Origin of the sequence: Microbacterium sp. Kw_RZR3, from assembly GCF_029222405.1 — a bacterium.
Lineage (GTDB): Bacteria > Actinomycetota > Actinomycetes > Actinomycetales > Microbacteriaceae > Microbacterium.
This window is the reverse complement of record NZ_JARHXC010000134.1, coordinates 1-21998: the sequence shown is the minus strand read 5'-3', so window position 1 is coordinate 21998 and position 21998 is coordinate 1. Positions and strand designations below refer to the sequence as shown.

Annotated in this window: 16 protein-coding genes and 3 pseudogenes; 13 read left to right on the top strand and 6 right to left on the bottom strand. The window is 62.4% G+C overall.

The window, feature by feature from the left end; translation table 11 throughout:
• Window positions 1–19 precede the first annotated feature (19 nt).
• From P2P98_RS07220 to P2P98_RS07210, 3 genes are read right to left on the bottom strand one after another with little or no spacing between them, the layout of a single operon-like run.
• The gene (locus P2P98_RS07220) at window positions 20–1003 is read right to left on the bottom strand and encodes a GDP-L-fucose synthase (protein WP_275798547.1); all 984 of its coding nucleotides are present in this window, start codon (window positions 1001–1003) and stop codon (window positions 20–22) included.
• Window positions 1000–2049 carry a GDP-mannose 4,6-dehydratase gene (gene gmd, locus P2P98_RS07215; RefSeq protein ID WP_275798545.1) on the bottom strand — a complete coding sequence of 350 codons (1050 nt, stop codon included), beginning with the start codon at window positions 2047–2049 and terminating at the stop codon, window positions 1000–1002. The genes P2P98_RS07220 and gmd overlap by 4 nt, the downstream gene beginning before the upstream one ends.
• 34 nt (window positions 2050–2083) lie before the next feature.
• On the bottom strand, window positions 2084–3337 hold the full coding sequence (locus tag P2P98_RS07210) for a glycosyltransferase (protein WP_275798543.1): 1254 nt from the start codon (window positions 3335–3337) through the stop codon (window positions 2084–2086).
• Between the two features lie 55 nt (window positions 3338–3392).
• On the opposite strand from P2P98_RS07210, the gene P2P98_RS07205 reads away from it, so the two are divergent.
• The 8 genes and pseudogenes from P2P98_RS07205 to P2P98_RS07170 form a co-directional block, all read left to right on the top strand.
• The gene (locus P2P98_RS07205) at window positions 3393–3959 is read left to right on the top strand and encodes an acetyltransferase (protein ID WP_275798542.1); all 567 of its coding nucleotides are present in this window, start codon (window positions 3393–3395) and stop codon (window positions 3957–3959) included.
• Window positions 3956–4795 carry a glycosyltransferase family 2 protein gene (locus tag P2P98_RS07200; protein ID WP_275798540.1) on the top strand — a complete coding sequence of 280 codons (840 nt, stop codon included), beginning with the start codon at window positions 3956–3958 and terminating at the stop codon, window positions 4793–4795. Before P2P98_RS07205 ends, P2P98_RS07200 begins: the two co-directional genes overlap by 4 nt.
• Before the next feature lie 2 nt (window positions 4796–4797).
• Window positions 4798–5910 (top strand): glycosyltransferase, encoded by a 1113-nt coding sequence (locus tag P2P98_RS07195; RefSeq protein ID WP_275798538.1) that lies wholly within the window; start codon window positions 4798–4800, stop codon window positions 5908–5910.
• Entirely contained in the window at window positions 5907–7022 is a 1116-nt protein-coding gene (locus tag P2P98_RS07190; protein ID WP_275798536.1) for a glycosyltransferase, read from the top strand. Before P2P98_RS07195 ends, P2P98_RS07190 begins: the two co-directional genes overlap by 4 nt.
• An 875-nt stretch (window positions 7023–7897) precedes the next feature.
• Window positions 7898–8932 carry a hypothetical protein gene (locus tag P2P98_RS07185; protein ID WP_275798534.1) on the top strand — a complete coding sequence of 345 codons (1035 nt, stop codon included), beginning with the start codon at window positions 7898–7900 and terminating at the stop codon, window positions 8930–8932.
• Window positions 8929–10191: an oligosaccharide flippase family protein gene (locus P2P98_RS07180; RefSeq protein WP_275798532.1), complete on the top strand. Its 1263-nt coding sequence runs from the start codon at window positions 8929–8931 to the stop codon at window positions 10189–10191. The genes P2P98_RS07185 and P2P98_RS07180 overlap by 4 nt, the downstream gene beginning before the upstream one ends.
• Window positions 10184–11173, top strand: a complete 990-nt coding sequence (locus P2P98_RS07175) for a glycosyltransferase (RefSeq protein WP_275798530.1) — start codon at window positions 10184–10186, stop codon at window positions 11171–11173. Before P2P98_RS07180 ends, P2P98_RS07175 begins: the two co-directional genes overlap by 8 nt.
• Window positions 11174–11340: 167 nt before the next feature.
• A pseudogene (locus P2P98_RS07170) lies at window positions 11341–11800 on the top strand (ISL3 family transposase); the annotation flags it as partial.
• A 26-nt stretch (window positions 11801–11826) separates the two neighbouring features.
• Here the strand turns inward: P2P98_RS07170 and P2P98_RS07165 are convergent.
• A pseudogene (locus tag P2P98_RS07165) lies at window positions 11827–12688 on the bottom strand (IS5 family transposase); the annotation flags it as partial.
• A 165-nt stretch (window positions 12689–12853) separates the two neighbouring features.
• On the bottom strand, window positions 12854–14014 hold the full coding sequence (locus P2P98_RS07160) for an acyltransferase (RefSeq protein WP_275798528.1): 1161 nt from the start codon (window positions 14012–14014) through the stop codon (window positions 12854–12856).
• A 302-nt stretch (window positions 14015–14316) separates the two neighbouring features.
• Here P2P98_RS07160 and P2P98_RS07155 point away from each other — a divergent pair.
• Together P2P98_RS07155 and P2P98_RS07150 are read left to right on the top strand one after the other, a co-directional pair.
• A pseudogene (locus P2P98_RS07155) lies at window positions 14317–15053 on the top strand (IS5 family transposase); the annotation flags it as partial.
• A gap of 344 nt (window positions 15054–15397) precedes the next feature.
• Entirely contained in the window at window positions 15398–16651 is a 1254-nt protein-coding gene (locus P2P98_RS07150; protein ID WP_275798526.1) for a hypothetical protein, read from the top strand.
• Window positions 16652–16723: 72 nt separating this feature from the next.
• Here the strand turns inward: P2P98_RS07150 and P2P98_RS07145 are convergent, their stop codons facing one another.
• A complete protein-coding gene (locus tag P2P98_RS07145; protein WP_275798524.1) occupies window positions 16724–17083 on the bottom strand; it encodes a CPBP family intramembrane glutamic endopeptidase in 360 nt (119 codons plus the stop codon).
• A 707-nt stretch (window positions 17084–17790) separates the two neighbouring features.
• Here P2P98_RS07145 and P2P98_RS07140 point away from each other — a divergent pair.
• The 3 genes from P2P98_RS07140 to P2P98_RS07130 all read left to right on the top strand — a co-directional run bounded on the left by P2P98_RS07140 (window position 17791) and on the right by P2P98_RS07130 (window position 21995).
• Window positions 17791–19302, top strand: a complete 1512-nt coding sequence (locus tag P2P98_RS07140; RefSeq protein WP_275798521.1) for a polysaccharide biosynthesis tyrosine autokinase — start codon at window positions 17791–17793, stop codon at window positions 19300–19302.
• Window positions 19303–19483: 181 nt separating this feature from the next.
• Complete coding sequence (locus tag P2P98_RS07135) at window positions 19484–21220, top strand: DUF4012 domain-containing protein (protein ID WP_275798519.1); 1737 nt, start codon at window positions 19484–19486, stop codon at window positions 21218–21220.
• A 241-nt stretch (window positions 21221–21461) separates the two neighbouring features.
• Complete coding sequence (locus P2P98_RS07130) at window positions 21462–21995, top strand: hypothetical protein (protein ID WP_275798517.1); 534 nt, start codon at window positions 21462–21464, stop codon at window positions 21993–21995.
• Window positions 21996–21998: the final 3 nt, after the last annotated feature.

Sequence of the window (21998 nt, the reverse complement as noted above, 5' to 3'; positions counted from 1 at the left end):
GAACGACGTGCCGGAACACCTACTGGCGCAGCGCGCCGACGTGGTCGCGGTACCAGGCGACGGTGCGCTCCATGCCCTCTTCGAGCGAGATCTTCGCGGTCCAGCCGGCCTCGGCCAGCTTCGAGACGTCGAGGAGCTTCTGCGGAGTGCCGTCGGGCTTCGAGGTGTCCCACTCGGTCTCGCCCTCGAAGCCGGTCACGCGCGCGATCGTCTCGGCGATCTCGCGGATCGTCACGTCCGACCCCGTGCCCACGTTGACCTGGTCGGGACCGTCGTAGTGCTCGAGCAGGTGCAGGCACGCGTCGGCCATGTCGTCCGCATGCAAGAACTCACGGCGCGGCGTTCCCGTTCCCCAGTTGGTCACGCTCGTCGCCCCCGCCTGCGCAGCCTCGTCGTAGCGACGAATCAACGCCGGGAGCACGTGCGAGCCCTGCGGCGAGAAGTTGTCATTCGGCCCGTAGAGGTTCGTCGGCATCGCGCTGATCCACGGCAGACCGTATTGGCGGCGAACCGCCTGGGTCTGCAGGATGCCGGCGATCTTGGCGATCGCATACGCATCGTTCGTCGGCTCGAGGTGTCCCGTGAGAAGCGAGTCCTCACGGATGGGTTGGTCCGCGAACTTCGGGTAGATGCACGAAGACCCGAGGAACAGCACGCGCTCCACGTCGTTGGCGAGAGCCGCGTCGAGCACGTTGACCTGAATACGCATGTTGTCGCTGAGGAAGTCGACCGGGTAGGTCGAGTTCGCTAGGATGCCACCGACCTTCGCCGCGGCCAACACCAGGTACTTGGGCTTGGCCTCACCGATGTAGTCGAAGACCGCGTCGCGGTCTTTCAGATCGAGTTCCGCCGAGGTCTTTCCGACGATGTTGTCGAAGCCTGCCGCCTCGAGCCGTCGGACGATCGCCGACCCCACGAGTCCCCGGTGTCCGGCGACGTAGAACGTCGCATCGCGGTCCAGTTCGCGCGGGGTGTAGCTCACGCCGTCAACAGCGGTACTCACGCACGAGCTCCGAGAAGCTCCGCGTTGCTCCAGGTGGGGAGCTTCACCGTGTCGATCCACTCCGGACCCCGTTCGAGCGCGGTGATGTCGGCGTCGACCATGAGCTTCGCGAGTTCGTCGCCGCGAACCGAGGGCACCCAGCCGAGCTTGTCGGCAGCTTTGGTGGGGTCGCCGATCAGGGCGTCGACCTCGGTGGGCCGGAGGTAGCGCTCGTCGAACTTGACGAATTCCTTCCAGTCGAGGCCCACGTGCCCGAACGACGTTTCGAGGAACTCACGGATCGTGTAGCCCACGCCCGTCGCGAGCACGAAGTCCTCCGGAGCGTTGGCCTGCAGCATGCGCCACATCCCCTCGACGTACTCGGCGGCGTACCCCCAGTCGCGGATCGAGTCGAGATTGCCGAGGTACAGGTCTTTCTCCAGTCCCGCCTTGATGCGAGCGACCGCACGCGTGATCTTGCGCGTGACGAAGGTCTCACCACGACGGGGCGATTCGTGGTTGAACAGGATGCCGTTCACCGCGAACATGTCGTACGCCTCGCGGTAGTTCTTGGTGATCCAGTAGCTGTAGAGCTTGGCGGCCGCATACGGAGAGCGCGGGTAGAAGGGCGTCTCTTCGTTCTGGGGCGGAGGAGTCGCACCGTAGAGCTCCGATGTCGAGGCCTGGTAGTACTTCGTGTCGATCCCCGACATGCGAACCGCTTCGAGGAGGCGGATCGTTCCGGTACCCGTCGTATCGGCCGTGTGCTCGGGCTCGTCGAACGACACGCGCACGTGCGACTGCGCGGCCAGGTTGTAGACCTCGTCGGGGTTGATCTCCGACATCAGCGTGACGAGTCGCGCACCGTCTGAAAGGTCGCCGTAATGCAGGAAGAGCTTGGCTTCAGGGTCGTGCGGATCGACGTAAAGGTGGTCGATGCGGCTGGTGTTGAAGGTCGAGGCGCGGCGAATGACGCCGTGAACCTCATACCCCTTCGCGAGAAGAAGTTCGGCCAGGTAGGAGCCGTCTTGACCGGTGATGCCAGTAATCAGGGCGCGTTTTGCCACGTTGTTTCCGCCGTTCGGGAAGCGAGAAAGAGAGTTAAACCGGAGTCTTCACGGCGGCTTCGGCGGTCAGATCCGCGAGCAGACTATCGAATCGCTCGATAGCAAATGTTTCATTCAGCACGGTCTCTTTGTAACGTTTGCCGTTCTCGCCCATCCGGAGCCCCTCCGCGGGGTCTGCGGCGAGCGTGATTGCGCCGTCGAGAAGGGCTTCCGGATCGCCCGCGGCAACGATCATCCCGGCGTCGGCGTTGTGCACTTCTTGAGCGGTGATGCCCAGCGCGTCGGTGGCCGCGAGAACCGGTCGACCGGACGTGAAGTAAGACGTCAACTTGCTCGGCACGCACATTTCAGCAACGCCTGGCAGCTCGTTTACCAACAACATGTCGGCGGACTGCAAGATCGCGGCGAAAGCGGCGTCATCAAGCGGCGGCAGAAGCTCGGTCGTCGTGGGTTCTCCTGCGATGCGCGCGGCCAGCTCCTCGCGCTGGGAGCCTTTTCCGACCAGCACGAAACGTACGCGTTCACCGCGCTGGTGGGCCAGTCGACCGGCATCGACGACGTGGTGAAGTCCCTGCTTGGTCCCCATATTTCCCGTGTGCAGTACCACCGTTTCGTCGTCGCTCCATCCGTAGGACGCCCGAACTGCAGCCACATCGACGCGAGAAGGCGCTGTCACGTGCGTCCAGTTCCTGATGACGGCGATGCGCTCGAGCGCCACTCCAAAGTCGGCATGCACTCGATCCGCGAACCGATCGTGGATGACGACGACCATGGTGGCTGAGCGCAACAGCCAGCGCTCGAGCCCGCGAATGACGCGTTCCGACAGACCGCCACCGCGGCCCATTTCCGTCATACCGATGCCGTAGAGATCCTGCACCCAAACGACAAAGGGGGTATTACGGTGCGACAGTAATGAACGAGCACGAACGACAACAGACGAGATCAAAGCCGGCGAAACCGCGACGATCGCCGAGGGCTGACCCCACCGAACGAAGACCTGCCGCAGGCCGAACGTGGCTTCCGAGAGGGCACGCGGCAACGACGAAGGCTGCCCAGGAACGAAGTGCCGCAGTCGATGCACGTCGACACCCTGAATCCGTTCGTTGCGCGACCACTGCCCGTAACCTGGCGTGATCTTCCAATCCGGATAATGAGGGTGCGCCACGATGGCCCGAACCTCGTGGCCCTGCCGCGTCAGGCCCTCGGCCATGGCACCGGTGTACGGGGAAATTCCCGTAGTCTCCGGGGGATAGTTCAGCCCGAAGAAGAGCGTTCGCGGTGGGTTCACGGGACAGAGGATACCGCCGCGACCGTTACGACACAGTTACAGGAAAGGGACCACCGTGAGCGACATTCCGGTGATCGATCTTTCGAAGGCCCCCGGCGAGCGGGCAGCGTGGGATCGACCCGCCTGGCACGTGTATCTGTGGGCGATTTGCGAGCTGATTTTCATAACAAATCCATGGCAGATCAGTTCGAGCCTGCGCGTGCGCGTGCTGCGAGCTTTCGGGGCGGCGATCGGCCGCGGCGTGGTCTTCCGCCCGCGCACCCGCGTGAAGTTTCCCTGGAAGCTGCACATCGGCGACCGATCTTGGATCGGTGAGGGCGTGTGGTTCCACAACCAGGACCATGTCCATGTCGGGCACGACGTCGTCATTTCGCAGGAGACGTTCATCACAACGGGAAGTCACCGTCACCGAGTTGATATGGCTCTGGTCACCCGGCCCGTGATAATCCATGAGGGGGCATGGATCACCAGCAGGTGCATGGTCCTGGGTGGCACGACGGTGGGACGGTCCGCTCTGATCCGGCCGATGTCCGTCATCAGCGGCGACATCGGCGCCGCGGAAGTGTGGGGTGGAGTGCCTGCCCGTCACGTCGGAACGCGATTCGAAGGACTTCGTCAATGAGCCCGAAGATACCCATAACCGCACTGGTGCAAACGAAGAACGAAGAGGTGGGCATCGCCGCGTGTCTCGCAGGCCTCTCGGACTTCGACGAAGTCATCGTCGTCGACTCGAACAGCACAGACAGGACAGTGCCCCTCGCCGAAGAACATGGCGCCCACGTCGTCAGCTTCACGTGGGACGGAAAGTACCCGAAGAAGAAGCAGTGGCAGCTCGAGCACGTCACGACGCGCCACCCTTGGGTCTTTTTCGTCGATGCGGATGAGGTCCCCAGTGAGCGCCTTAAAGCAGAGCTCGGAGACCTCGTTTCACGTAAGGACGCGGCAGCAATCGATGTCGATCTGGACTACGTGTTTGCGGGGCGCATCCTCCGTCACGGTCACCGAGTGACGAAGCGATGTGTGGTCCACCGTGACCGAGTGCGATTCCCTGAGATGGACGACCTCGGCGCTCCGGGAATGGGGGAGCTCGAGGGTCACTACCAACCGCGAGCGAACGGAGTGGTGTTGAAGGCACGGGGACGGATTCTCCACAACGACTTAGACCCCGTGTCAAGCTGGTTCTCCCGGCACAATCGCTACTCGGACTGGGAAGCGCACCTTCGGTCGAACAGCGCGCTGCGCGCTGACATCGCAAAGAAGCGCACGAGGAAAGGACGAATATTCGACGCCGTACCATTCAAGCCCGCACTGTTCTTCCTTTACGCTTACGTGGCGCGGCTCGGCTTCCTCGACGGGCGCGCTGGGTTTGACTATGCCGCTGCGCTTGCCATGTACTACTGGCAGATCGGGCTCAAGTACCGCGAGCTTCAGCGCAACGCGGCAGTGGCCGCAAAATGAGGGTGCTGCACGTCACCCCGAGCGTCGCGCGATTGGATGGCGGGCCAGCCGAGGTCATCCGCGGCTTGATACCGGCCCTGCACCACCGAGGCGTTGCGGCTGACGTTCTCACGACGGACAAGGGACTATCCCCCAGCGACGACGACCTCATCGCGACCGATTGGGTGCGCCATGTCGCGAGCACCGGGCCCTCGAGCGTCACGTTCGCTCCCCACTTCGCGTCCGCCATGGCGGATGGTCTTTCTCAGTACGACGTCGTCCACGTCCACGGGTTTCAGAGCTACCCAGGGACCATGGCCATGCGCATCGCCCGACGAGCGGGAATCCCCTACCTCATCGAGCCGCATGGCGCCCTGGATCGATATCACTGGAAGACGAACGCCCTGCGCAAACGGGCGTGGCTGAGAATCGCCGACGCAAAGAACCTCGCGGGTCTGAGCGGGGCCATCTATTCGAGTGAACTCGAGGCGCAACAGGCGCTCGATGTTCTCCCCGACACTCCGGCTTTTCACATGAACCTGGCCGTCGACGAGCAGCTGTTCGCGATCGATAGGACGACGAAGCGTGAAGGAACGGCGAAGATTCTATACCTGGGGCGGCTGACCAAGAAGAAGCGAGTGGATCTCGTCGTCCGCGCCCTCGCCGAGACTCCCTTACGCGAACGGGGGGGCCAGCTGATCATCGCCGGCGGATCAGACGGCACGATACAAGATCCCGGTGCTCTTGCTCACGAGATCGGTGTCGGCGATATGGTCACCTCGCTAGGCCCGGTGGACTCCGCTCGTCGACGCGATCTCCTCAGCGAATGCGATGTGTTCGTCCTCTCGAGCGAAGACGAAAGCTTCGGCGTCGCCGTCGCGGAGGCCATGGCCGCCGGAGTTCGAGTCGTCACCAGCCAGCACGTGGGCATTGCCGCACCTGCTTGGGAAAACCGCGCGCTCAGGGTGGCTCGCAACGACCCCGCGAGCATCGCGCAGGCAGTCGTCGATGCTCTCGAGGATGCCGAACTCCCGGGGCGCGCACGCGCGCACGCGGAACGCGAGTTCCGGTGGAGCATTGCCGCTGCACAAGCGCAGCATGCATATGAGGCCGCACGCACGGGAGACACCCCGTGAGCGCCGATCCGCTGGTGGTCGTCACGCAGCCCTATGTGCCGGCCTACCGTGTTCCCCTATTCGAGAACATTCGTGAAAAGCTCGGAACCCGTGGCATTCGGTTCCTCGTCGCCGCCGGGCATCCTGTCGGTTCCCAAGCAGCCCGAGGCGACCGAGAGAGCCCGCCGTGGCGCGTCGACGTCCGATCAAAAGGAGTGCGCCTCGGTGCTCGGACCGTCGAGTGGCGTGCGCTTCCGCCGGACCTGCAGCCCGACGTCCTCGTCTCCGAGCTCGAGGCGCTCAACAACCTCGCGTGGATGAGATCCTTCGGCAAAGGGAAGCTGGTCCTGTGGGGGCACGGTCGTCCGTACGTCAACGACGCCGGGGCTTTGTCCGATCGGATCGAGTGGACACTTGCGCGGCGCGCCGATGCGGTCATGACCTACGCCGACGGCGGCCGCGATTACCTCGTGGAGAACGGCAAGCTCGACCCCGAGAGCGTCGTCGCTATCGGCAACAGCACCGATTCGGCGTCCCTGCGGGCGGCGTACAACGCGGTCGACGCGGCAGAAATGGAGAATCTTCTCCGCAGATGGCCACGCGCCCCTCGTGCGCTGTTCGTAGGTGGACTCGATGCCGCCAAACGTATCGACTTCCTTGTTGACGCAGCGATCGCGGCGCGACAGAAGGAGCCGCAGTTCACGCTCCTAGTCGTCGGGAGGGGCGAGATGCAGGAGAAGCTGCTGCGCGCGGGGGACGCTATAGAACACATGCCTGTCGCGCGTGGCGTTGAACTCGCCCGACTAGGGCACGTCGTGCAGGCAATATGGATGCCGGGCCGTATCGGCCTCGTAGCCGTCGACGCGTTGGCCCTGGGGCTTCCGATCTTTACCACCTCGTACCGTTACCATGCCCCCGAGGCGGAATTCCTACTCGACGGAGAGCGCGTCACTCTTCCAGACGACCCGCGCGCATTCGCGCACAAGGCCCTGACCCTGATGGCGGAGCACACGATCCCCAATCGGTCACTACGGGCAGACATCCCAACGATCGAATCTGTCGCTGGAAAGTTCACTGACGTCGTCTTGAACGAGCTGGGGGTTCCGCCCGGGCCACGCTCGAGGCATGCGTGAGCCCGGGGACCTTCCGAGCTCCGGTCGGGCTTCAGGGGTTCTCGTCCGATCGGAGTCGGCAATGATGTCTCTCAAGTCCGAGCGGGTACCGCTCTCGAGTGGCGGCCGTCCGACAGGATTTGGCGGCCAGATCTCGCCAGCGCTGTCCCGTCTGCTGGCATGGGCAAGCGCTACGATCGCTATTGCTGTCGCCGCCTTCAGTGCTCCGAAAAGCGCGTTCCCTATTTTCGTGACTCCATTCAAACGGTTCGACTTAGCAATAGGCGTTCGGGGCGTCAGCACCGTCGACGCTCGCGTCAACACCGTCGATTTCGCTTGGGCACAGATCGGCAAGCAGCCCATATTCGGCGTGGGCTTTTCCGGCGCAGGCGTGACGTACGGCGGCGCAACGGCGACTCATAACATGCTGCTGCTCGCATGGTGCCAAGGCGGAACTCTCATGTTTGTTGCTGTCGCGATCATGACGGCGTCTGCAATCTACTCTGGTTGGAGGAAGACAGGTGACGGGTTGTTCGAAGCCACATTCGCCGCGTCCGTCGCCGTACTGTTCTTCGCGCGAAGCGGCCCCTCTCTAGATTGTCTCGGCATGGCCCCGGTGATGCGCGAGCCTAGTCGCGCTCGGCGGGAGAAACTGCGCCGTCTAGCTCTGGGACAAGGCGTGCGGAAGTTTGATACCGCTCGGGGGCTTTCGATACACGGGAGTGCGTCGCCTCTCGTGATCCCCTTTGGAGGCCATCAGCTCAGTGTGCGTAACTTGCTATGCTCAACCGTCACTTCGCGAAGATAAGGAAATGGCGACAATGCGTCACCCTCGCGGTTCTAAATTACCGGGCACCTCAAGGCGAGCCCAAGTCGTCGGCGGCAGACGAATAGCTGTGTACGAACCCGATTCGCGCGGCCATCGCCTTTACTACGCCCGTATACTTGCTGCTTCCCTGCTCGAAATGGGAGCGAAGGTTGAAATCGTAACAAGTAAAACCGCCCTTCAGAGTGTGGAGTGGCAGATCCATCTCGGCAACCTGGACAAGGTTCCAGTACGCGCGATCGACGCGAACGTGACGCTCACAGAGCTTGGTATCAACTCAGACTTGCACGAGGTGAGTCTGACGCTCGTGCCCGACGGGGACCGCTACTTAGTTGACGCCGTCCGCGGACGATGGCGAGCGCGTGGTTCCGTCAGCATCCTCGCGATGCGTCCGGAGTCTCAGGCAGGGCGAGGACTGCGCCCGCGGGTGTGGAGCATCGCGAAGAAGCTACTCATACTCGCGGCGGACGCGCGCCCACGCGTTCGAGCGGCGGCTCTTAAGAGCGGCCTCGTGAAGAGGAAGTTCCCTATCAGATGGGTGACGGATCCTGTTACGCTCGCGTGCTCCGATTCCGATGTCCGCGCCGCGCGAGCCGATTTGGACAGCGACGGGCGCCGTTACTGGGTGGGAGTTTTTGGCGCCGTCACTCCTCGCAAGAACCTCGACTTGATCGCTGAGGCGATGCTGGGGATTCCAAACGCGGGACTGTTGGTCGCGGGCAGCATCGACGACGCAACCCGAGCTCTCGCCGCTCGAGCGTTGTTTCAGCTCGAGGAAGCGGGGCAAGCCGTTCGCTTTCGCACGAGCGCACTGCGAGATGCGGAGTTCGACGCTCTCATCGCGAGCGTCGACTGCGTTGTCGCGGCGCACAGCAACGAGGGCCCGAGCGGAGTTGTGGGGAAAGCGCAGGCAGCAAATCGACCTCTTGTCCTTGCGGGAGCGAGGAGCTTGCGCGATGACGCCCTGAGCATCGGCGAACTGGCCGCGTGGTCGGAGCTAGATTCCACCGCGATAGCGCGCAACATTCGGCACTTCGCAGCTAAGCCGTCGCCGAGTAGGTCAATTTCGCCAGCCTTAGGAAACTTTGTGGACGGGTTGCTATGACATTAAACGATGACGGTTCAAGCCCAACCAGGAAAACCCGTTCGCTGGGAACACAGGCTGTAGCTCTCGCCGCTGGTACTGCCCTGGCCCAGGTCATCGTCGCCGTACTGTACATCGTTACTGCTCGCGAAGCTGGCCCCGAGGGCTACGGCCAGCTTGTAGCCGCCATCGCACTCGGCGGCTCGGCACTAGGATTCTTCGATTTCGGCACCAGCGCCTTCTGGATCCGCGAGCGGGCGTCCGGCCGCATGGATTTGGAAACGTTTTCCGCACGCGTGACGAGGAAGCTCGTGATCGCTGTCGCATTTTTCACGCTTGCGATGATTTTCGCCTTGATCTGGCTCCCTCAGCTCGTTCCATCCTGCGCAATATTCCTTGCCGGTACGTTCACCCAGACGACTATGGTCCCTCTTAGAGCGGCGCGGAGAGGCGAAGTGGTCGCTGCCTTGAGCATCGTCGAAAGGGCGGCGGCCGTCCCAATTTTCACCATCGCACTTGCCGTCCATGCGAACCCCCTTCAGTCTTTGTGGGTCGCACTGGTAGTTGGCACGTTGACCGCGGGTGTCGCGGCCTGCCTGTTTTCTCGGAGCGTTGGACGCGCGAACTTTCGTTGGCGCCCCGGCTCCAACCCCTGGCGAGGAGCCAAGTTCTACGGACTGAGTGCCCTCGCGACCAGCGCTCAACAGCTTGACCTCCCTGTGCTGACCGCTGTCGCCGGCCCGGTTGCATCGGGAATATACGGCGGTGTCAATCGTTGGACGCAGCCGATGGGGGTTCTTGCCTCCGCATTCTCGAGTGCGTCGGCTCCGTTTATCGCTCATGCTCGGGATTGGAAAGCCACGCAGAGGCTCGTAACTCGAGCGGCTTGGCTGCTCGTACTCGCCGTATGCGTGTGTGCCGGGCTAGCTTTTGCCGCCCCGATTCTGGTTAGCACATTGTTGGGCACAGAGTTCGCGGGGTCCGCTCACATACTGCAATTGCTCGCAGTTGGAACGATCCCGGCAATCATCAATCAACCACTCGCCGCCGCCCTTCAGGCCCGCCGATACGACCACCTCGTAGCCAGCGTCTACCTCGCATCAGTCGTGATCCAACTCGGGCTCGTGTTCTCGCTGGGGGGAACGCTGGGCGCCCTGGGGGCGGCCATCGCATTCTGCGTTCTGCAGGTTCTCATGCTGTTGAGTCTCATAACATGCGTCACAGTGGCCGTTCGCCGCGATGGACACAGAGAGAAAGATCTAGGTAACCGAAATGCGTAAGATTGCGCAGATACTCCTGAGCCCTAGGGTTGGCGGTGCCGAAACTTTGGCCGCAACACTCGAGCAGGAATGGGGGGCGAAAGGAGTTGTCTCTCAGACGTTCTATCTCGACCCCGATGGTGTACACACTGGTCGGTTGCGCCGTGTGACGAATCTCCGGAAGGCGCTCACCAGATTCGATCCTGACGCTGTAGTTGCGCACAGTTATTTGCCCTCGCTGTACGCACGGATCGCCTGGGGGGGTCGAGGTTCGGTTCACTCAGTGCTGCATAGCGCAAGCGACGACTTTGCCTCGTTTCAGAGCCGGCTTACTGAGCGCCTTCTCAGCTCACGCACCGCCAGCGTAATTGCTGTGAGCGCGTCGCAGGAGACGCTGTATCGGCATAGGTTTCCGAAAGTCCGGCTCACCCGCATCGCAAACGGAGTCAGCCGCGAAATCGCGAGTCGACAGCGCTTCTCCTCAAACCCTCTGCGCATCGTCACCGTTGCTCGAGTGGCGATTCAGAAGCGTCCTGAGTTTTGGAACGCAGTGACCCACCGGATGTACGCAGAATCGCCGGATATACAATTCGAATGGTGGGGGCCGCTATCCGGACAGCCGTCTATCGACCAAGCGGTACTCTCGGCTTCGCCATCAGCACGTCACATGGGCACGACGTCAAACCTTTCTGAGGTGTTACAGTCTGCCGATTTGATGTTTCATCCGTCAGGACGCGAAGCTCACAGCATAGTTCTCCTTGAAGGTGCGGTGGCAGGAGTACCCGTCGTTTACGCCGATTCAATCGATTCGCCCGAAGACGACGAGGTCTGGAACCTGCGATACAGCAGCAGTGATGTGGACGACGCGGTACGCAAAATCAACCAAGTCATTCAAGACTGGGAAACCATAGCGGCGCGCGCAGTGACTTTTTCCGCTGAAGCAAAATTGCGCTACAGCATGGATTCCACGGCGAACCAATATCTCGAGTGGATGAGACCTTAGTGACAGGAGTGGAACCCGATCCACTCAGCCGCTCACCTACTATTCACATTTATCGGGCTCTTCGCGAACAAGGGCGTAGCGGGTTGAGCGCGTGGGGGGCGTGTAGGGCTCAAGGTCTCCCGAGGATGGAGAGTTCCTAGGCTGCCCATCCGCAAAGAGACCTCGACGTGATTCACGCTACCTTTGCGACCCTGATCTGACGACGTTCTGCCGGCTCTACGAACTCGGCCTGGTAGCGGTGGCGCAGCATCTCGCGCCCGATCGGGTGGTGCTGGAGTGCCGCGTCGGGGGCGTCATGAGTGGTGTCGGAGGTGCGGGGCACTCGGCGTTCCGCGGGACTCGGTCACGCGCGAACTGGCGCATGAGCCATTCGGGCACCGGCCCTCGACGCTGCTCATCCGGGTCCGCCGCTACCGATGCTCGGGATGTGCGCGGATCTGGCGGCAGGACACGTCGAAAGCGGCGGAGCCGCGGGCGAAGATCTCCCGCAGCGGCCTGACGTGGGCACTGACGGGGATCGTTGTCGACCATCTCACCGTGACCCGCGTCGCCGCGGGACTCGGGGTGTCCTGGAGCGCGGCGAACGATGCCGTGCTCCAGGAGGGCCGACGCCGGCTGATCGATAACCGGCTGGTGAGCCAGTGGAGGGTGGCGGCGAGGCAGAGGCCGGCGTGGTAGTTGCGGGCGAGTTTGTCTGATCTCATCGCGATCCCGCGCCATTGCTTGAGCTTGTTGAAGCAGCGCTCGACGACGTTGCGGCCGCGGTAGCGGATCCGCTGCGCGTCGCCGAAGTCGATCGGGCGGCCACGCCGCTTTCGGCGGTGCGCGATCTGGTCGTCGCGCTCGTGGATCGTCGCGGCGATGCCACGCTCCCGCAGCCAGGCTCGGTTCGCTTTCGACGGGTAGCCCTTGTCCGCCATCACCCGATCCGGCCTGGTGCGCGGCCGGCCAGCCGCGCCGGGAACCCGGATCTGCTCGAGGGTCGCGGGGAACATGCTGGTATCCGCGACCTGCCCGGGAGTGAGGATGAAGGCGAGAGCGCGTCCCTTCCCGTCGCAGACCAGGTGGCTCTTCGTCGTCAGTCCGCCCCGGGACCGGCCGATCGCATGGTCAGGCGGCTCCGCCCCGAATTTCTTGTAGTTCGATAGAGCCCCCTGTGGTGCGGGGAAGGGTCGCTCCGTGCTGGTGGACGCGCACGATCGTCGAGTCGATCGAGGCGACCCAGTCCAGGTCCCCGGCCTGCTGCGCGAGAGACTGCGTCCTTTCCAGCACGCGCGCCCACACCCCCGCGTCGGCCCACCGGTTGAAGTTCTTGTAGATCGTGTTCCAGTTCCCGAACCGCTCCGGCACGTCCCGCCACGGTGCGCCCGTCCGAAACCGCCACGCCGTCGCTTCAACCACCGTGCGACGATCCACCGGAGGCCGACCAGTGACCTTCGCCGCCGGGAACAACGGCCCGATCACGGCCCAAGCCTCATCAGAAATCACATCGCGCGACACGACATCCAGAATCACCCGTGAGGCAACGGAAACCCTTTAGCAACACGCCCTAGCACCAAGCCCATCGTTCGCCATTCGGACTCACTCCGCGGAATGGGACGCCTTCCGTGTCGATCGCGACGCATAAAGCACGCCTTCGCTAAAACCGGGCGGAATGAATAGCTCGACCTCGCTAAGAAGTCAACGTATGTCAGACAATGCCGTTTCAGGCTTCACTCGCTCGAAGCGTTTCTTAAGGAGCAGAGCTGGCCGCTCGACCAGAACCCACGAGACGGTTGCGATAAGGATGGAGACAACGGCCGCGACGACGCGAGCGGTTTCGGTAATAGGAGATCCGTCTGGGCGCGTGAAGAGAATAACCTCGTGCCAAAGGTACAGGCCGTAGGACAGTCTTCCAAAGAACACAAGCGGTGGTGTACCCAGTGGGATGGATGCGTGGCGTGCGCCGGTGATCGCGACGAGTCCCACCGCTGCAGCCAACGGGGCGGCGGCGACGAGGAAGCTGTAGTACTGGGGTGATCCCCCTTCGAGCGGGTAGACCGAGATGACCACCAATGTGAGAACGGCCAGCGCGGCCATCCACGACGCAACTTTCTTTGGGATCTTCGGGGGCCTTATTGCCAGCGCGGCTCCAGCGAGCAACCCGAATGCGTTCGTATCCAGGGAAAAATAGGCTCGATCAAAAGGCATCGTATAAGCCGAGATGATCCGCCACGCAGCAAATAGCACGGCAAGCGCGAAAAGGCTCCAGAATTGGGCTGGCCGCGGTATCCGACGAAGGATGACAAGAACGAAAATCGCCGGCCAGAGGATGTAGAACTGCTCCTCAACCGACAGGGACCAGGTGTGACCGTAAACCACGAGGTGGTCGCCCATAGCACGGAAGACATTGCTCATGTAAAACAACGTGATCAGCGATGCTGGGATCAGGTCGGGGCCGAGAGCTGGGTCGCGCAGCGCCCAGAGGACAAATGGCGTGAGCACGAGAAGAAACAAGATTGCGGGGAGCAGACGAAGCGCCCGACGGATGTAGAAATCTCCAAAGGAGACGCGCCCAGTGTCGGACTTCTCTCGGATGAGTAGTCCAGTGATGAGGTAACCCGACAAGGTGAAGAACAATGTGACGCCGACCATTCCTCCTGCGGGAAGCCTCGCGGACGACACGTGGCTAGCAACTACGAGCAAGATGGCAATTCCACGCAAACCATCCAAAGCCATGTTACGCGGGTTCTTGCCCGCCTCCCACAAGCTCGAGATACTCTCGCCCACATAGAGTGCGAGCGGAAGACGTAGGGGCTTCGTTCGCGCAGAGCCGGTTGCCGAACGGGGCTCGATGTTCATGCGCGCCAGTCTATTGTGACGATTGAGGCTGCGTAGCCGATTCACGGGATCACGCTTTACCGACACGGCCCCAGTTGTCTTGCCAAGGGGCGGGGCAGTCCTCCAATTCGACGTTCGTGGTACCGGGTGTCGTTGACTTCGGCGGTCTGCCCTCATGTGATCGCTTCGCGCAGGCGCGAAGTCATCATGCCTTCGGACGCGTAGACGCGCACAAGAAGTTGTAGACCGCTTGGCAATCTCTTCCCCATAAAGTCACTTGAGCCTAGGGCGTGTCTTGTAAATGGTTGGGCGTGTGGGCTGTGATGCTGGCGGGGTGTCGCGTTTTTGTTTTGCTTGCGGATGACCAGTTCGCGTTGATCGCTGATCTGTTGCCCGGGCCCACGGGGAGAAAGGGGCGTCCGTTCGCGGATGCCCGAACGATGGTCGAAGGCATCGTCTACCGGTACCGGACGGGGATCGCGTGGCGGGATCTGCCTGCAACGTTCGGTCCGTGGCAGACAGTATGGGCCTGGCATCGCCGTCTCGCGGCCGACGGCATCTGGGACGCCGTGCTCGACCGACTGCTCAGTGCTGCGGATGCGGCTGGCGCGGTGGATTGGTCGGTGTCCGTCGACTCCACGATCACTCGCGCCCACCAGCACGCGACGAACATCACCCGCACCACAGGGGGCTTCGTCGAATTACACGAATCCGCTGCTCGAGCCGCCTGAGCACGGTTTCGGTCGCTCCCGCGGTGGCCTGTCCACGAAGATCCACCAGCTCGTCGACGGCCACGGACTTCCTCTGGTGACACTGATAACCCCCGGACAAGCGGGCGACTCCCCGATGCTCCCGCCCCTGCTGGCTGAGCTCCGCGTCGCCCGTCGGGCCGGCCGGCCGGCCCCGTACTCGACCCGACCGGCTGCGCGGCGACAAGGCGTACTCATCCCGAGCAATCCGCGCCCACCTTCGCAGCCGCGGTATCGAAGCGGTGATCCCAGAGCCCCGCGACCAGCAAGGCCACCGCAAGCGCCGCGGTTCCCGAGGCGGCCGCCCCGTCCCCTACAACCCGGTCGACCTTCCGCACTTGTCTTCAGACCACCATCACGAATGCCCGCTCCAGCCGATGCCAGGGTCCGCACCGGGACCTCACCCTGACCGCGACAACGTGACGCCACGCACGGATGCGCAGATAGAAAGCAAGGGGGTCGTCTCTACCGGCGGCCGAACGCAGCAGAGCCACGCGCCCTCACCCGCGAACGGCCTGCATTTCCCCGCGCCGACCCATGATTCATAGCCGTCAGAGCGATGTAAACGTTGGGGGTTGGTCGCATGGGAACGAAGCCGGGACAGCGTGCTGCGCGCAGCGCGTCATTCTTTGCGACGATCGAATAAAGTCGCAACATGACCGGAGTCATCCAAGCTCGCGAGAATCTGGTGGAGACACCGCCACGGAGTGTCGGAGCGTGGCTCCTCGCGACAGTGATGCTCCTTGCGTTCCTCGCCGTTCGACCGAACATCCTGGGCGAATCGTTCGCCAATTTTGGGACAGCTGTCTGCCTCTTGATGCTCGTGGGTATTCCATTGTTCGACTGGACGCATGCGCGCCTGTCACCGGCGACCGTCGTCGTCATCACAACTTTCGTGGGCGGGGGGATGTGGGCGACGCTACGAGCGGGCGAACTCGGATTCGATGCAGGACCGTATGCCAACGGACTGGTGACGGGAATGGTGATCCTGATCGCCTTCGGCCTCTATCTGGGGAGACCGGATCGAGCTCGTGCGTTCGGGCGCGTGCTTTTGTACCTCATAGCTATTATGTCGCTCTTCAGCGCCATCACCCTCCTGATGGCTGTCTCCGTCGGCGTTGTGCAGATTGCCACGGTCTCGATTGGCAATCTGACCAGCTCCGTACTCTTCCCTTTCACTCCAACACTGTCCCGAATCTCCTTCTTCGGGGTGCCCATCGATCGCGCCCTCGGAATTGGACGCGAACCTGGCTGGTGGGGCATGTACGCGGCATTCGGATGGGCATTGTGGCCCGCGGTGATGCCGAAAACACTGCTTAGCCTGGCAGGGCGGACCATCACTGCGGTGGGTGTCTTGACCTCTGGATCAACAGCCGGTTTCGGGGTGTTCATAGTCGCCGTGGCCTTCACCCTGTTTTTCTCGGGACGACGCGACTCGTCCCCGCTCTCCACATATCTCAGGTGGACTGCAGGCGCGATCGCACTCGCGATCGCCGCGTGGGTTGCGGTTTACGCTCCACAGTTCGGGCTAGCGGCGAAGTCAGACATCAACAACGTCTCTCTCGAAGGCCGTAATCTCGCGACGTCGGAAGGCCTGCACGCACTGGCACAATTGTCGCTTGGGGAGCGTTCAACTATCTATTCACCGAACGTCAACCTGATCGCTGGCGTCAGCGAGGGCGGATGGCCGTTCTTCGTGCTAGGAATATGCGCCCTCCTCCTTCCCCTCGCACTGACACGGCACCGCGCGATTGCGATGCCAGCGATGCTTGTTGTGTTCCTGACGATTCTCCTGGCGCAGCCGCTGACTGGCTCGCACGCGGTGTACCTCCTCGTCATGCTCAGCTGTGCGATTGCTGATGGAGCTCCGCCCATCGCGCAATCCAGCTCAGCCAACGTCGTCACATAGAAAATCTCGTTCGGACACTAATCGATCATGCACTGTCCGACTGAGTCGGCGACGGAACTCTGTCACCAGCACTTACTGCAACACAGAGCCGAGGACTACCAGCGCAAGGAAACTCACGTTGTAGGCGATGTGGACGACAACCGCGCCCCATATGCGCCCAGTGAGCAAGACAAGTGCGCTACAGGTCGCACCGACAATAAACAGTTGAATTCCGTCGGTCAGCCCCTCAGCAGAGAATGCAGCATGGAGCAGGACAAATCCACCAGCCGAGACCAGTGCCGAAGTCACAGCGGCCGCGGGCGCGCCGGTGCTCCGACGTAAGAGCTGATAAGTAGCGACAAGAACGACAGCGCGGAAGAAGAATTCTTCTACGACAGGAGCGATGACCCCGGCCGACGTCGCGGTCGTCAGCCACCAGTCGGGCGGAAGCACGCCGTCTAAGGAAATCGCAGACGGAAAAGAACGAGCATCCGCCCCCGTAATGAGCCCTTGCAGAACTCTCAGGCTTACACCAAACCCGACGCCCCACAGGAGGTCTACCGCACGGAATGCGACGAGACCGGCGGGCCTGGCTCGGGCGAAGGCGAAACCGACGGCACAACTCATCCCCGCCCAGAGTGCGACACTCGATAGAACGGAGGCCCACCGCCCGCCTACGCTTCCAAGAAATACTGACGCGACAAGGCCGACTCCGACGCCAGCTAGGGCAATGGACAGCACCTTCGAGTCCCACCGACGGACAGACGTACCGCCGAACCGCCAATCTGCACGGCGCCTTGACCGTCGTCGACGAGGCATGACTTGACCATCTAGATGTTCGTCCGCTCCATCGCCACTGGTGCGGGTGTAACCGAACTCGTCAGACACGTTGCAAACCTAGCGTCCACGAACCGCGGTCGCGCACAGATTCATTGGTGGCCGACCGGGGACCTTAGGAATGGAAGATTCACGACCTCCCCCGCACATTCGCCCCGACCAGCCCCAGACCCCGCGGCTGGCCCCCAAATAGCAGGCCCACTGCCTGGGGGCGTACCCACGAAGCCTATATCGACGCCAGAACGAAACATCGGATATGGCACACTGAAGTCGATTGTTCGATCTGGGCCCTACAGGTCGTCAGCGTGTCTTCGGAAGGCCCCATGGAGCTCAGCGTATTTATCCGCACTCTTCGCAAGAACTGGCTCGTGATCGTCTTGCTGACATTCCTCGGCCTAGCCGGCTCGTCGGCCTACACGCTCACGCGTGTGCCGCTGTTCGAGTCCTCAAGCACTGTCTTTGTCTCGACTCAGGCTGGCAGCACCGTGGCAGAGCTGCAGCAGGGCTCCAGCTTTGCTCAGGCACGAATCAATACCTACGTGGGCCTGGTAAGCACTCCGGCAATTCTCGACCCCGTCATCGCGAAGCTCGGATTGGCAACCACGCCTGAGTCACTATCTAGCCGTGTCTCGGCCACCGGAGGACTCAACTCAACCCTCATCAACATCACGGCGGCAGACCCGGACGCTGTCCGCGCTGCTCAGATTGCCAACGAAGTCGCGGCCAGCCTGTCTGAGGAGGTTCCTCAACTCGAACCGGAGGCGAGCGACGGATCGAGCACGATTCGCCTGACGCGAGTACGTGACGCGCAACCGGCTCTCAAGCCCACGAGCCCGAATGCTCCGGTCAACCTCGTAATCGGAACATTGGTCGGACTCATCTTGGGGATTGGTGCTGCCGTCCTTCGTACCCGCTTGGACAACCGAGTGCGAACTCCTCGAGACGCAGAGCAGATCACCACGGCACCGGCGATAGGCGCTATCGCCTTCGATTCGAACGCGAAGGACCGGCCCCTCATTGTCCACGCCGATCCTCTCAGCCAACGCGCGGAGTCATTCCGCGCGCTCCGCACAAATCTGCAGTTCCTCGACATGGGTGGACGCTCAAGCTTCGTGATCACCAGTTCGATTCCGAGTGAAGGGAAGTCGACAACGACGATCAATCTGGCGATTGCGCTGGCTGACGCGGGGAAGCGGGTTGCTCTGCTCGATACGGACCTGCGCAAGCCGAAAGTCGCTGAGTACCTCAGCATCGAGGGCGGCGCGGGGCTGACGGATGTGCTCATCGGCCGAGCGAAGGTCAATGATGTGATGCTGCCCTGGGGCGGCCGAAGCCTGTATGTGCTCCCTGCCGGGAAGATTCCGCCCAATCCGAGCGAACTCCTCGGATCTCACCAGATGAACTTGCTACTCGAGATGCTTGAGCGAGATTTCGATGTCGTCCTGTGCGACGCGCCGCCTCTGCTTCCCGTCACCGATGCAGCAATTCTTTCTCGAGCAACGAGCGGCGCGTTGATGGTCGTCTCTGCGGGACGAATCACGAAGCATCAGCTGACTCTCGCGACCGCAGCGCTCAATACTGTGGGGGCAAAGTTGGCTGGCTTTGTGATGTCGATGGTGCCGACGCGGGGCCCCGACTCCTACTACTCGGCCTATGGGTACGGGTATGGGTACGGATACCGAGTCGAGCCCGCGCAGAGTTCCAAGACCAGCCGTAAGGCTGCGAAGCAGCGTGGGCGATCAACGCCATTTGCGACCGTCCCTCAATCACCCACAATCGACGAGCTTGGATTCACGTCCCGCCGCACCTCGCGCGGAACGAGTAACGAGACCTAAAAATGCTCTGCCTGCCCCAGGTGCGGTCGTCACTCGTTGACGTCGCGTCGCTCAGTCCCCGCTGTTGCTCACGTGTCGACACAATGCACGTAAGGGTGTGTGCCGACAGGAAGGCTGCGGAGTGAGCGCACCAGTTCTCCCGGGTCCGGCTAGCCGAGCCGGCCTAGTAGCCGCTTGGGCAATGGCTGGCATCGTGCTCGTCGTCGTGCTGTGCGCATTATGGATAGGCACTCGGGGCGCTTTGGCCTATCGATACCTTCAGAGCGTTCAGACCGGAGCTAGCGAGAGTATCTCGACTGTTTCGCGCGACCCTTCCGCGGCGGCCGCGACACTTTCGCGGCTGGCTGCGGACACATCCGAGGCGCGCGAGCTCACGTCCGACCCCGTCTGGAAGTTGGCTGAACGCACGCCTTGGATCGGTCCGCAACTGGCCGCATTTCGCACCATCGCGTCATCCAGCGATGTGCTGATTCGAGAAAGTCTTCTGCCACTCGCCGCATCAACTAACGGGGTATCGATAGATAGCCTCAAGCCTGTCGACGGGCACATCGACACCAGCGTGCTGCCCGACCTCGTTGATCCTGCTCAGACCGCAGCAACCCGAGCTGGAGCTGCCGCTCGTGCCGTGCAAGACATCAATCGAACGCCGCTCCTCGGCGTCGTTGATTCCGCCGTCGGCCAGGCCAGCACGCTCTTCAACCAGGTGGCCGGATCGATCGACGGCCTCGCACGCACATCACAACTCTTGCCAAACATGCTGGGACAGGACGGTCCTCGCAACTATCTACTGCTTGTACAGAACAACGCCGAGTGGAGATCGCTCGGAGGGCTCACCGGAACCGCCATCCTCCTACACACGGATGCGGGAAAGATCTCGCTAGTGGATACGCAGTCGGCGACCGGACTAGTCAGAGATCTTGCTGACCCGATCGTTCCTTTGCCTGCTGAAGTGACAAAGATCTACGGAACCAGACCCGCGCGCTACTTCCACAACTTGACTCAGGTTCCGAACTTCCCGGTCGACGGACCTATAGCTCGAGAGATGTATCGGTCGAAGACGGGCGTGCAGGTGGACGGGGTCATCGCCGTCGATCCTGTGGTGCTGTCATACCTCCTTGAGACGATCGGACCTGTCGAACTTCCTACCGGCGACTCACTCACCCGAGAGAACGCAGTCCAGTTCCTCCTCAATGAGGTCTATTTCCGGTACTCGGACCCGGCGACACAAGACAAGGTGTTTGCTAGCGCTGCCGGCGCTGTTTTCGAGGGGTTGATCAACGGTCGCGGAACCATGGAGGGTCTGCTCGCCGCTCTCGGTCGCGCAAGCGAAGAGCGCCGCCTTCTCGTGTGGAGCGCTGACGCCGATGAAGAAGCCATTCTTGAGGGCACGACCCTCGCGGGCCAGCTGCCTGTGAGCGATTCCCGCACCGCCCGCTTCGGCGTGTTCTTCAATGACGGCACAGGCTCGAAGATGAGTTACTACCTCAAACCGACGGTAACGATCACGTCCGGCTCATGCGGGTCTGTCAGCGATAGCGGGCGGGACGATCTCACCCTGCGGGTTTCGCTCACTAACACAGCGCCGGCCGATGCCGCAACTTCGTTACCGGAATACATCACCGGCGGAGGTGCCTACGGAACGAAGCCAGGTCAGGCCAATGTGATCAGCAACATCTACCTGCCACAGGGCTCCACGTTGGTGGCTGCCAGCACGGGAGACAACGCAGCTTTCCAAAAAGACGACTACGAGGGACGCCAAGTTCTGACTTTTGGCACCGACCTCTCGCCGGGAGCAACGACAGAGATTACTGTCGTCGCCCGAATGTCATCGACTCCAACGGGAGCGCAAGCTCTCATTACCCCCACCGCCGATTCGTCCCGCAGCCCCACCGTTACGACCTCCTGCCGCCTCAACTAAGGCGCTCGCTCCCTCGCGGAGTGAGGCTCTCCGTCGTCCGGGCGATTGTTCGCGTGTCGCGATTTGTTTACGTAAAAGAAACCGCTACGGTTTGCAATCCAGCAGATCCGTAGGGGATACTCAAGAAAGCATTCAGCCGCACGACACCGCATCAATCCCGTCCGCACGCGCCACTTGGACGACTGTCGGCACCGCGCGGACCCATCACGTACCGCCACATCGGTTTCGAAAGCAGGCTCTCATGAAGCGTCGTCTCACTACGGCAGTCGCCTCGGCATCTGTCGCCGCCGCGCTGCTCCTCGCCGCGCCCGTCGCCGCGCAGGCGTACGTTCCCACCGGCCCCAACACCGTCACGATCACCGTTACCTCGAACGGCCCCGTTCCGGTTTCCGGCTTCCAGCCCGGCACCGAAGTGACGTTCACGCTCGTCGGGCGCGGTGTCACCGGTGCGAACATCGCCACCGCCAACCTCCCCGTCACCTCGGCGTCGGTCACCAAGACCGCCGACTCGTCGGGCGCCGCGACTGCGGTCGTCACCCTTCCCGCCAACCCCAGCGGCCCCTACACCCTCGCTGCGAGCGGCGCCCGCGCCGACGGTAGCGCTGGTGGCGGCTCCGGCTTGAACCCGGGCGGCGGCACCGCTCTCCCGGCGACCGGTGTCAACGGTGAGTCGCTCATGGGCATCTACATCGGCGGCGGCGCGCTCGTGCTCGCCGGTGCGACCGTCGCGGTCGCCGCGAAGGTTCGTCGCAACCGCGCCGAGAACAAGGCGTAAGCG

Excerpts from the sequence above, each read along its gene's own strand:
- P2P98_RS07160 (WP_275798528.1), bottom strand. The coding sequence starts at position 14,014 with ATGAACATCGAGCCCCGTTCGGCAACCGGCTCTGCGCGAACGAAGCCC.
- P2P98_RS07150 (WP_275798526.1), top strand. The coding sequence starts at position 15,398 with ATGACCGGAGTCATCCAAGCTCGCGAGAATCTGGTGGAGACACCGCCA.
- P2P98_RS07130 (WP_275798517.1), top strand. The coding sequence starts at position 21,462 with ATGAAGCGTCGTCTCACTACGGCAGTCGCCTCGGCATCTGTCGCCGCC.
- P2P98_RS07175 (WP_275798530.1), top strand. The coding sequence starts at position 10,184 with ATGCGTAAGATTGCGCAGATACTCCTGAGCCCTAGGGTTGGCGGTGCC.
- P2P98_RS07135 (WP_275798519.1), top strand. The coding sequence starts at position 19,484 with ATGGCTGGCATCGTGCTCGTCGTCGTGCTGTGCGCATTATGGATAGGC.
- P2P98_RS07140 (WP_275798521.1), top strand. The coding sequence starts at position 17,791 with ATGGAGCTCAGCGTATTTATCCGCACTCTTCGCAAGAACTGGCTCGTG.
- P2P98_RS07200 (WP_275798540.1), top strand. The coding sequence starts at position 3,956 with ATGAGCCCGAAGATACCCATAACCGCACTGGTGCAAACGAAGAACGAA.
- P2P98_RS07180 (WP_275798532.1), top strand. The coding sequence starts at position 8,929 with ATGACATTAAACGATGACGGTTCAAGCCCAACCAGGAAAACCCGTTCG.